Below are 8,434 nucleotides of genomic sequence, written 5' to 3' on the forward strand. Positions count from 1 at the left end.
AGCGCGCAAAGCTTAGCGGCCTGCTCGGCATACTCTGGCCGGTAGGCTGTAGGCCTTCCACGTTCAGACATCACATTCCTCGGGATACGGATTTGACTCTGCCCGCGCTCTTAACCGCACATGCGGAGAAAGAGGGGCAATGAGTGATAATGTGCTCGGCGGTGCTCAGAACTTGTCTGAAATCACCGATTGTGTGATACTGGCCGCCGATAAACTCACCCTTTAGGTGGTGCTCATGACGCCAGAACAATTCAAACGCCGCCTTGCCGACCTGCATGTGTCTCAGTCAGGCTTTGCAAAGCTGGTCTATGTCCACGAAAACACTGTTTCAAAATGGGCTACGGGACAAGCCCGCATTCCGGGGCCTGTTATCGCCTACCTTGATCTCGCTGATGGCGTGATGGCCATGACTGAGAAGCTTAAGGTCTAGCGGCCTGAGCCGTCATGATGCTGCGAGGCGGCTAGGCTCCCGCAGGCCGGAGGTGATAATCCTGACGCGAGATGCAGATCGACCAGCGGCCAAGATTGTAGTTGTCGTGCCACTGGTGCGTACGGTGAGCTGCGCGGCAAATCATGCGGTTGCCATTACGCTTTCCAAGGCTGACCGCCCAGCGCCAGCATTCGTTCGGCTTCTGATAGCTTGCGAGCATGATGGAGCCATCGCTGGCCCTGTTGAATAGGCTGACGTTACCAATTCGCATGGTGTCTTCCTTTTGTGCCTTATGGCGAAACTGAGCGAGGACCGGGCGTAAGCTACGACAGTCACTGGCTTCCCGGCTTCCGCTACTATCTGCCGTGCCGCCTCGCTATTCCCTTTCGGGAACCTGCAAATCACTTGCAATTTCTGGAAGTTGGCTGATTCTCTACTTTTCGCGCGCGCGTGTCAACACCACGCGAAGCAAATCCCCAATGAGAGGCGAGGCAGTCGAGATAAGTGCGCAGATTGTCTGTCATGGTGTCCCGCTGGCGGCGCGTGTCGGTTAATTCGTGGACGGATCGCCCCTCCCCGCAGATGTAGCCGACAAGACGCCACGCATAGAGGCCATGGGCCTTGGTCAGCGCCTCATAGGCTGCGGCCAGCCTCTTGCCCGCATCGATCTGGTGATCTCCGATAGGATCGGGGAACCGGCCACCCTCGACAAACTCCCGGCTGTAATCTATCGCACGAGCGCCCTTGCCGCCCATAGCCTCGAATAGGCGGCGGAAAAGCTCCGCGGCCCCATACTGACACTCATCGATAGCATTCTTGGCCCGCAGCGCGACAATGGCGCTCTCCCGCAGGTTTACGGTCGGATGGATATACCTTGGCGCCCACTTCTCCCCGTCATGTGCGCGGGTCCAGCCGGGGTTTTCGTGCTTCATCGTTCCAATCTCGATATGCTGAGACTGGAAGCCGTCCTGCCGCTTTGCTGTTGATTTTGCCATGGGGCTTCCTCGTCGCCATTTGCGCCAAAGGCCCAGAACGTGTATTCAGGGCCGTCTCCCAAGACAGTGATTTGCAGCCGTTCCCGCCCGCCAGCGGGGCGGCTGTTTCTATTTGCGGATGCCGCGCGTCTCGCGCTTGATCCTGTCCATCGTTTCTTTGATTTCCCGGCCCATGATCTCAAGGGCGTCAATCTGCCCTTTGACCGCGCATAGCTCGTTATAGGCGTCAACAAATGCCTGCGCGTCCGCCTCGAATTTGTCGTAGAGCGGATTGCTGCCCTCCGGCCCATAAAACTGCTCGCGTATCTCAGACACCCACGCCAGCGGTACCTTTTCAGCCTCGGCAATAGCCCTGTCCGTCCATGGAGGACTATAACCGGTGTCGAGATAATGATCGCCAATCTTTGCATGGATGCGCTGGCGCTCCTCCCGCGTGATTTCGCGGGGCTGTTCGGCCTTTACGGTTTCCAGCTTCGTCACGTTGCTTGCCATTTTCTTCTTTGGCTCCTTTATTTTGATCGGCTTCGTGTTCGCGCAGTCCGGGCAAAGGTCCATGTAGACACCGCCGCCGAGTTGCCAGCCGTGTTTCTTGAAAAAGTCCTGTGGTAAATCTTCGGGGCGGCGGCGGTGAAAGCCCTTCTTTGCCCCACACTTCCTGCATTTCACGACTGGCCCAGTCAGAGTTCGCAAGCCGCCTAGCTGATTATCCTCAAGGAAGCTCTCCACGAAAAACGTGCGGTGCTCTGCCGCTTTTGTTGCCATGCTTTCCTCGATCAGTTGCCGGTTAGGGTGCCAGCCACCCCTGATCGCCGACCACGACGCCGGCGAAAAAGGCGAAGCTGCCAACCCAGATGATGAAGAATAGAACATCCGTGGTCCTCATCCCTCCACCTCGCTCAGGGCGGCGTCGATCATGGCGATATAGGTCTGGTATGAGGCCTCGTCTGACGGTTCTGGATGTCCGGCAACCATATTGATTCCTTCCGCGAAGGCATCCTGCCCCACATCCACCATAGCATCCGTAGGTTCGCGCATAGCCTCTATGGCGGCGCGGGCGAGCAATCGGCAATTGCGCTTGTATAGATCGGATTGGCGATCGTATGGACCTTCCGTCATTTTGAATGGCGATGCTTCGTAGATAGCTTTGGCGACACGCTCCACCATCTCAGACATGCGAGCCTCCTATGCTGCAACTTTAAGCAGGACATCATCCGCGCTGCGCTCGGCGTACGTGCCCTTCCCGATGGATTTCCGGTAATGGTACGCGCAGTATGGGCGGCCGATTTCCGTCACCTCAGCGCAAAACAGATGGCCTCCCTCGCCGGGCGCCGGATCGTTGATACACCAGCGGCAGGAGCGAGATGAAAGCTCATGAAGGGGAAGTCCGGATCCGGACGGCTCGACCAGTTCTACAACCTCGGGGACGATGACCGGGGCAGGCTTAACCCGCTTCATCCGCGTGGTGTTCGGCGTGCCGCCTCTGATCTTGCGCGGCCTTGTCGAGATAGACACATCCTTGACTGTTACCGCCTTGCGGGAGCCGGTCGATCTGGCAAACCCGATCTCTCGCAATTCGCGATTGCGGTGAACCCTCCCGACAATGGCATTGCGGGAGCAGCCAAATACCGCGGCGATCTGTGACGCACTCATGCCATCAGCCAGGCATTCTGCGATCTTCTTGTCCTGTTCTGGGGTCCAGAAATTGCTCATGCTGGCACCTTCATTTCCTCGGTGAGTTTTTCGGGTCGCAGGTAACGCTCTGCGGCGATCAGGTCTTCGGGAACGCGGCAGCCCGGATCACCCGGCTTCGGGCCCCACAGCCATGTTTTCCACTGGCCGGTGCTGCGGGCCATGGCGAGGGTCTTGGCCCACTTGGCGCGCTGCTCGTCTGGTGGAAGCCCTTGCTCCCACTGGCCGAGAGTGACCGGATCTTTCGGCTTCAGAAGGCCCTTGCCGGCTGCAATGCGCTGTTCGTAGGCGTCCCTGATCGCAGGAACGAAGTAGGCCCATGAGCCTGCCGGGCGCGTCATCTTCGACGCCCGCGCCCTGATCGTTGGCAGAATGTCGGTTTCGAGGTCGCATCCCGCTTCGAGAAGTCCGTAGATCGATGACAGAACCAAAGCGCCATGAGGCTGGATTTTATCTCCGACCGCCTCCAGCAACTTTTCTTCGAGACGGTCAACGCGGACAGCGCGCGTTGCTGCTGCTTCCGGTATTTCTTCCGGTTTATCCTTAGTAGGGGTGTCACAGTTGACACCCCCGAGGGTGTCACTGTTGAAACCCTCCCCGTGTCGTTCTGACACCCTCCCCGTGTCATGCTGGCACCCTAGGGTGTAGCTATTTGCAAGTTGTCGCCCATCATCAGCAAACTCGGAGTTTATCGATATCCACCCCTCTCCCTCAAGCCATTTTAGCTTGCGGAGAACCGTCGATTTTGAACAACTGCTTTCCTTGCAAATCTGCTCAACGGTCGGAAAGCACCTGCCTGTCTTACCGTTCATGGCATTGGCCAGAGAGATCAGGACGAGCTTTGCGGCAGCGTCAGGAACCTCCTGATCGAGCGCCCATGCAACAGCTTGAATGCTCACATTCTTGCTCCATTACGTATTGCCCCACAGGCCATGTCCGCGAACAACTCGACGGTTTCGAGCGGGCCATTGCGCTGCTTGCTGATGATGAATTCGAGGGTGTTCTGGCAGTCGATGAGGCGCTGGGTACGCTCCTGCTCCCGCTCGCCTGACGCCTTCTCCCGTTCGAGATAATAGCTCTCGCGGTAGAGAAAGATGATCGTGTCGGCGTCCTGCTCGATGGATCCGCTATCGCGAAGGTCGGAAAGCTGCGGGCGCTTGTTGTCCCGGCTTTCTACGGCGCGATTAAGCTGAGACAGAAGAACGACCGCGATGCCATACTCACGCGCCAGAGATTTGAGCGCGGCTGTCATCTCGGATATCTCGTGAACCCGGTTGCCGCTGTACCGCGATGAGGCGCGTATCAAGCCCAGATGGTCAATCATGAGAACGTCAAGCGATTGATTGGACTTGGCAAACTCGTCCATCATCATTTCGGCCTTCACCCGGATATCCGTTATGGAGAGGCCGGATTGCTCCTCGATGAGGATCGGGAGCCGGTCCAGGTCTTTCGTGGCGCTCTCAAGGGCGGCAAGGTCATCATCTGATGCCTGTCCCCGGATTATATCGGCATAGGGAACCTTGACGTGCCAGTCATAGGCGATGTCGGACGCAGCACGCGCAGCCAGCTTGTCGGCATCCATTTCAAGGGAGATGAACCCGACCCCGGCACCAGCCTTTGCGGCTTTGATTGCTGTAGAAAGGGCGACGGTGGTTTTGCCAGCGCTGGGGCGCGCACCAATCAGGGTCAGATCGCGGCGCTGCATCCCGCCCGTGAGGCGGTTCACGTCTGACAGGCCCCATGTGATGCCAGTCAGGCCGCGTCCACGCTGCGCGGCCTCTCTGGCCGAAGCAAACGCATTACCAGCCGCGCTCGCCAGAGACATACGCGTCTTGCGGCGTGGGCCAGATCGCATTTCAGCGGAGACAAGATCGAGGTCGGCTGAAAGCGACTGGATAAGCTTTCGAGGATCGGAGTTTGGGTCGTTAGCAGCGGCGTGCATGCTCGCGGCCAATTCTCCAGCTTTCAGTCGGGCCCATTGCTCGACAACAGCAAGCGCCGCCCTGTCCAGGCTGTGATTGCCTGCGACATTGAAATCAGACAGGCTCGCCATATACGCAGCGGGGCTCTTGCCGGTTTTGCTCGAAAACACGGTCGCTGTATCGTCCGGCAGCAGTTTTGCTACGCTCGGCACCGTGGCCGATCCAAAACGCTCATTGGCCGTGACGATGGCGCGGTAGAGAATACGGTGCAGATCATGGACGAAATGATCCTCCCGCAGGAAGGACATGACCTTGCGGTAATCGCCGCCGAACAGCAGCGCGCCAAGCACGATCTGCTCAAGCTCTGGCACATATCCTGTGATGGGCGACTGGTCCGTCATGCCGATTTCCTTTGCGGCATCGGAATGGCGGCCATGACGCGGGTGATGGCATCGCCTATCGGCTGCCATGTATCGTCGTCGGCAGGCTGAATTACGACCGTGCAGGGCGGGCCGTCAGTCTCCCATTCAACGTAGTGAGAAACGAGGATCGATCTGTCGTCGGCCTTGATAACGCCGTGGGAAACGAGAAGATCGAAGATGGCTTTGACGTAATTATCGCCATCACGCTTGCGATTGTCTGGCGGTACGAAGCGGATGAAAGCGCGCACAGGCCCATCGAAAGATGGAGCGCTCTGCCGGTTTAGCATCAATCCGGCATGATCGCGCCATGCCTTGTATTCCGGCGATATATCGCCGCGCCAACGACCGCCCCGATAAAGGCCGTGGACAGAGGGCGGGAAAGGAAGGTCGATGCGAACAGTCGTCATCACCACCCCCACACAAAAACAGCCAACGCCACCGAATAAGCAGCCAGCACAAGCGCGCAGCCAAAGGCGAAATACCGCCAGAACGGGAAAGGCTTGCGCCTGACGACGATGCGGTCAGGCTCTACCTCGTAGTCGAGTGGCGGGCGGTTCATTGGCCGTCACCTTTCAGTTCTGGACAAATCCACTCAGCGAGACCGGCAGCGCGATCACGGAGCCACATCGCCATCGCGTGCCGCCGGTGGAACGAGAGCCATCTCAGCAAGGCGGGCGGTTTCGGCTCTGTATGCGGCATGTTGCTTCCTCGCTTTTTGCTTTGCGCGCTCCTCGCGCGCGGCATCTGCCGCCCTGTGCAGCTCGACCATTTCGCGGAACTGAACGAGTGCGGCTTCTTCGTTCCAGAAGCTGCGGACGCGCCGTTCGGTCCATTGGTTCTTCGGGTTGTCTTTGTGCGGGTACAGGCGGCTCAGCCATTTGAGCGTCGTGGCTATCGCCACCTTTGCCTGTGTGCTGTTGCCGATCTCGGCAACGTAGCCGCGTGCCATCGTTACATCAGACATTTGCTGACGGCCCTCCGCGTTTGTGGGTGACTTTCCCATGATATCGGACGCGCTCCTGTGTCAGTTTGCACTTGAGACGCAGGTGCAAACGAAAGGAGCCGCCGGGAGACATGGAGACGATTGGCCAAGCAGCGCAAAGACTTTTGCAGAGGCTTGAAGCGCGGAAGGCCAGAGAAAAGGAACGAGGTGCAGTGACCCGGGTGTTGCATACCAGCCACCACACCCCTGACGCGGGCGAAGCTGATACCCGACAGATCGCGAAGGATGGGCGTCCAACGCCCCGCGTGTCTGGTGAAATTGATAATCTCCATGCCGCTGGAGAGAGGCCGGGCGTTCGACTTTCCTCGGGTCGTCGTCCGGCCGCGCGTATTGGCTGCAACGATAATCATTGCTCGCCTCGACCGTTTCGGGATGCGTGATGGGTGGCCGGATCGGCGGAGGGTTGGACCGATCCGGCCTCGGTTGCGCCGGGAGGAAGGAGCGCTACCGAATGGGTGTTTCCAAATTCAAATGTCGTCACGAAACCGCGAAGGCCGTTATGCTCGACAGGACGGGGGCCGATGATGCGCATTCATGCCTCCCCAATCTCGGAGAGGATCATATGCGAGCACTCTTTGGCGGCGCGCTCTCCCCGTCGATAAAGCGGGGTCAGGTCATCGCTGCCGGCAGAAATGGCGAGAACGTCTTCTCGGTCGCCAATCTCATCGCAAATCTCAGCCGCGCGCCTCATGCCTTCACGCTCTGCGGCGGCGATGGCTTGAGCTATGGTGAGAGCCAGCATCTCGCGGCCATTGGCAATCTCAAGCGCCAAGTTCAGGTGCTTCTCGGAGACGGTCATTGCGGACGCTCCCCGATAACCTGCCAGACGCCATCAACCTGTCCGACCGTGAAGATGGCGCGGGCAATACCGAACTCTTCGATCTGCTTTTCCACGCGGGAAACCAGCCATGAGCGCTCGGTGTAGCCATGCTTGCGGATGCAGTTGGCAATGCGCTTGCCGAGGTCGGACAGTTCAGGCGTTGCGCCCTCTTCAAGCCAGCGGAAACTCATGCTGTCTTCTCCAGCTTGGAGGGGCGGGAGGTGGGGGGACCGAAGATGCTGGCGAGATCGGGGCGAAGCTCGTGGGGAGGGAAACCAGTGACACGCTCAAACTCACCCATCCTTTTCAAAGGAAGCGGCGTCTCGCCGGTCTCCCAACGAAGAATCGTCTTGCGATCAACGTTGAAAATTTCGGCTACGGCATCGAGGGTCATGCCACTCGACGGACGAAACTTTGCGAATGCGGTCAGCTTGCTCATAAACAATGAGTGGCAGATTATGCCACTTTTGTAAAGAGGCTCAGTGGCAAATTATGCCGGCGATAGTGAATAGGCGCACTGGTAAAATATGCCACCATGGCTGACCTATCAAAAATCCATCAAAACAAGGCTCCGGTTCGCCGGCACTATCTCGCAGAGTGGCTAGAAGTCAGGCAGATGACGCCTGTTGAGCTTCTGGATGTCCTGAATGACGCGGAGAGATGGGAGAATTTCAAGCCGATCGATAAGAGCCAGGTCTATCGATGGCTCAAGGGGCAATTGCCGCAATCAGCCCAGCAAGAGCGGATAGCGAGGGCTCTTGAAATGGAGAACCCTGCCGACCTTCTGCGAGATCCTCTTGATGACTGGTTTGCCAAATTCTTCCGTGACCGAAATCGTGAGGAAATGGAGAAAATGAAGCAGATGCTGGAAATCGCGTTCCCGAGGAAGTCGGCTTAAGCATCGCAAGCCCATGAAAATCACCCTCACCCTCTCGACCATGGAGCGCATAGCCCTGCGCCGGTTTGCCAATGACATTGGTGCCGATCTGGAAACCGCAGCTCATACAGCGCTGCGGGACTGGCTGACGCTGATTGGAGAACTGGAAGAGGCGTACGATCTGGGCGAGGATACGGAGACGGTGGGGAGCGCGTAGAGTGCTGACAATTGGAAAGAGAGGGCCGTTGCCAGCCCTCTCTCTTAAAGGCTAGGCTT

The 8,434-nt window shown here is 58.2% G+C and carries 16 protein-coding genes; 3 read left to right on the forward strand and 13 right to left on the reverse strand.

Features of this window, described 5'->3' with window-relative positions; all coding sequences use genetic code 11:
• The first annotated feature begins 235 nt into the window (after window positions 1–235).
• On the forward strand, window positions 236–430 hold the full coding sequence (locus tag DES43_RS21485; protein WP_133676292.1) for a helix-turn-helix domain-containing protein: 195 nt from the start codon (window positions 236–238) through the stop codon (window positions 428–430).
• 31 nt (window positions 431–461) lie between these two features.
• Here DES43_RS21485 and DES43_RS21490 read toward each other — a convergent pair whose 3' ends face one another.
• The 13 genes from DES43_RS21490 to DES43_RS21545 all read right to left on the reverse strand — a co-directional run bounded on the left by DES43_RS21490 (window position 462) and on the right by DES43_RS21545 (window position 7,720).
• Window positions 462–701, reverse strand: coding sequence for a hypothetical protein (locus DES43_RS21490; RefSeq protein WP_133676294.1), 240 nt, complete (start codon window positions 699–701; stop codon window positions 462–464).
• A gap of 130 nt (window positions 702–831) precedes the next feature.
• Entirely contained in the window at window positions 832–1,425 is a 594-nt protein-coding gene (locus DES43_RS21495; RefSeq protein WP_133676296.1) for a hypothetical protein, read from the reverse strand.
• Between the two features lie 108 nt (window positions 1,426–1,533).
• On the reverse strand, window positions 1,534–2,295 hold the full coding sequence (locus tag DES43_RS21500; protein ID WP_133676297.1) for a hypothetical protein: 762 nt from the start codon (window positions 2,293–2,295) through the stop codon (window positions 1,534–1,536).
• A 9-nt stretch (window positions 2,296–2,304) separates the two neighbouring features.
• Window positions 2,305–2,598 (reverse strand): hypothetical protein, encoded by a 294-nt coding sequence (locus tag DES43_RS21505; RefSeq protein WP_133676299.1) that lies wholly within the window; start codon window positions 2,596–2,598, stop codon window positions 2,305–2,307.
• Window positions 2,599–2,607: 9 nt separating this feature from the next.
• A complete protein-coding gene (locus DES43_RS21510; protein ID WP_133676301.1) occupies window positions 2,608–3,135 on the reverse strand; it encodes a GcrA family cell cycle regulator in 528 nt (175 codons plus the stop codon).
• On the reverse strand, window positions 3,132–4,013 hold the full coding sequence (locus tag DES43_RS21515) for a helix-turn-helix domain-containing protein (protein WP_133676303.1): 882 nt from the start codon (window positions 4,011–4,013) through the stop codon (window positions 3,132–3,134). The genes DES43_RS21510 and DES43_RS21515 overlap by 4 nt, the downstream gene beginning before the upstream one ends.
• Window positions 4,010–5,437: a replicative DNA helicase gene (locus tag DES43_RS21520; protein WP_133676305.1), complete on the reverse strand. Its 1,428-nt coding sequence runs from the start codon at window positions 5,435–5,437 to the stop codon at window positions 4,010–4,012. Before DES43_RS21520 ends, DES43_RS21515 begins: the two co-directional genes overlap by 4 nt.
• Window positions 5,434–5,865 (reverse strand): RusA family crossover junction endodeoxyribonuclease, encoded by a 432-nt coding sequence (locus DES43_RS21525; RefSeq protein ID WP_133676307.1) that lies wholly within the window; start codon window positions 5,863–5,865, stop codon window positions 5,434–5,436. The genes DES43_RS21520 and DES43_RS21525 overlap by 4 nt, the downstream gene beginning before the upstream one ends.
• The gene (locus DES43_RS22550) at window positions 5,865–6,017 is read right to left on the reverse strand and encodes a hypothetical protein (protein ID WP_166647807.1); all 153 of its coding nucleotides are present in this window, start codon (window positions 6,015–6,017) and stop codon (window positions 5,865–5,867) included. Before DES43_RS22550 ends, DES43_RS21525 begins: the two co-directional genes overlap by 1 nt.
• A 54-nt stretch (window positions 6,018–6,071) precedes the next feature.
• A complete protein-coding gene (locus DES43_RS21530; protein WP_208110866.1) occupies window positions 6,072–6,461 on the reverse strand; it encodes a hypothetical protein in 390 nt (129 codons plus the stop codon).
• A gap of 532 nt (window positions 6,462–6,993) precedes the next feature.
• A complete protein-coding gene (locus DES43_RS21535; protein ID WP_133676311.1) occupies window positions 6,994–7,260 on the reverse strand; it encodes a hypothetical protein in 267 nt (88 codons plus the stop codon).
• Entirely contained in the window at window positions 7,257–7,472 is a 216-nt protein-coding gene (locus DES43_RS21540) for a hypothetical protein (protein WP_133676313.1), read from the reverse strand. The genes DES43_RS21535 and DES43_RS21540 overlap by 4 nt, the downstream gene beginning before the upstream one ends.
• Entirely contained in the window at window positions 7,469–7,720 is a 252-nt protein-coding gene (locus DES43_RS21545) for a helix-turn-helix domain-containing protein (protein ID WP_133676315.1), read from the reverse strand. The genes DES43_RS21540 and DES43_RS21545 overlap by 4 nt, the downstream gene beginning before the upstream one ends.
• A gap of 96 nt (window positions 7,721–7,816) precedes the next feature.
• On the opposite strand from DES43_RS21545, the gene DES43_RS21550 reads away from it, so the two are divergent.
• Both DES43_RS21550 and DES43_RS21555 read left to right on the forward strand, forming a co-directional pair.
• Window positions 7,817–8,179 carry a hypothetical protein gene (locus DES43_RS21550; RefSeq protein WP_133676317.1) on the forward strand — a complete coding sequence of 121 codons (363 nt, stop codon included), beginning with the start codon at window positions 7,817–7,819 and terminating at the stop codon, window positions 8,177–8,179.
• 13 nt (window positions 8,180–8,192) lie between these two features.
• Window positions 8,193–8,375: a hypothetical protein gene (locus DES43_RS21555; RefSeq protein ID WP_133676319.1), complete on the forward strand. Its 183-nt coding sequence runs from the start codon at window positions 8,193–8,195 to the stop codon at window positions 8,373–8,375.
• The last annotated feature ends 59 nt before the right edge of the window (window positions 8,376–8,434 follow it).

Origin of the sequence: Aquamicrobium defluvii, assembly GCF_004363725.1 — a bacterium.
GTDB classification, from domain to species: Bacteria; Pseudomonadota; Alphaproteobacteria; order Rhizobiales; family Rhizobiaceae; genus Mesorhizobium; species Mesorhizobium defluvii.

What these genes read in the sequence shown, in the direction of transcription:
- DES43_RS21555 (WP_133676319.1), top strand. Translation starts at nt 8,193, where the DNA reads ATGAAAATCACCCTCACCCTCTCGACCATGGAGCGCATAGCCCTGCGC.
- DES43_RS21505 (WP_133676299.1), bottom strand. Translation starts at nt 2,598, where the DNA reads ATGTCTGAGATGGTGGAGCGTGTCGCCAAAGCTATCTACGAAGCATCG.
- DES43_RS21530 (WP_208110866.1), bottom strand. Translation starts at nt 6,461, where the DNA reads ATGGGAAAGTCACCCACAAACGCGGAGGGCCGTCAGCAAATGTCTGAT.
- DES43_RS21545 (WP_133676315.1), bottom strand. Translation starts at nt 7,720, where the DNA reads ATGAGCAAGCTGACCGCATTCGCAAAGTTTCGTCCGTCGAGTGGCATG.
- DES43_RS21500 (WP_133676297.1), bottom strand. Translation starts at nt 2,295, where the DNA reads ATGTTCTATTCTTCATCATCTGGGTTGGCAGCTTCGCCTTTTTCGCCG.
- DES43_RS22550 (WP_166647807.1), bottom strand. Translation starts at nt 6,017, where the DNA reads ATGAACCGCCCGCCACTCGACTACGAGGTAGAGCCTGACCGCATCGTC.
- DES43_RS21540 (WP_133676313.1), bottom strand. Translation starts at nt 7,472, where the DNA reads ATGAGTTTCCGCTGGCTTGAAGAGGGCGCAACGCCTGAACTGTCCGAC.
- DES43_RS21520 (WP_133676305.1), bottom strand. Translation starts at nt 5,437, where the DNA reads ATGACGGACCAGTCGCCCATCACAGGATATGTGCCAGAGCTTGAGCAG.
- DES43_RS21510 (WP_133676301.1), bottom strand. Translation starts at nt 3,135, where the DNA reads ATGAGCAATTTCTGGACCCCAGAACAGGACAAGAAGATCGCAGAATGC.
- DES43_RS21550 (WP_133676317.1), top strand. Translation starts at nt 7,817, where the DNA reads ATGGCTGACCTATCAAAAATCCATCAAAACAAGGCTCCGGTTCGCCGG.
- DES43_RS21525 (WP_133676307.1), bottom strand. Translation starts at nt 5,865, where the DNA reads ATGACGACTGTTCGCATCGACCTTCCTTTCCCGCCCTCTGTCCACGGC.
- DES43_RS21490 (WP_133676294.1), bottom strand. Translation starts at nt 701, where the DNA reads ATGCGAATTGGTAACGTCAGCCTATTCAACAGGGCCAGCGATGGCTCC.
- DES43_RS21495 (WP_133676296.1), bottom strand. Translation starts at nt 1,425, where the DNA reads ATGGCAAAATCAACAGCAAAGCGGCAGGACGGCTTCCAGTCTCAGCAT.
- DES43_RS21485 (WP_133676292.1), top strand. Translation starts at nt 236, where the DNA reads ATGACGCCAGAACAATTCAAACGCCGCCTTGCCGACCTGCATGTGTCT.
- DES43_RS21535 (WP_133676311.1), bottom strand. Translation starts at nt 7,260, where the DNA reads ATGACCGTCTCCGAGAAGCACCTGAACTTGGCGCTTGAGATTGCCAAT.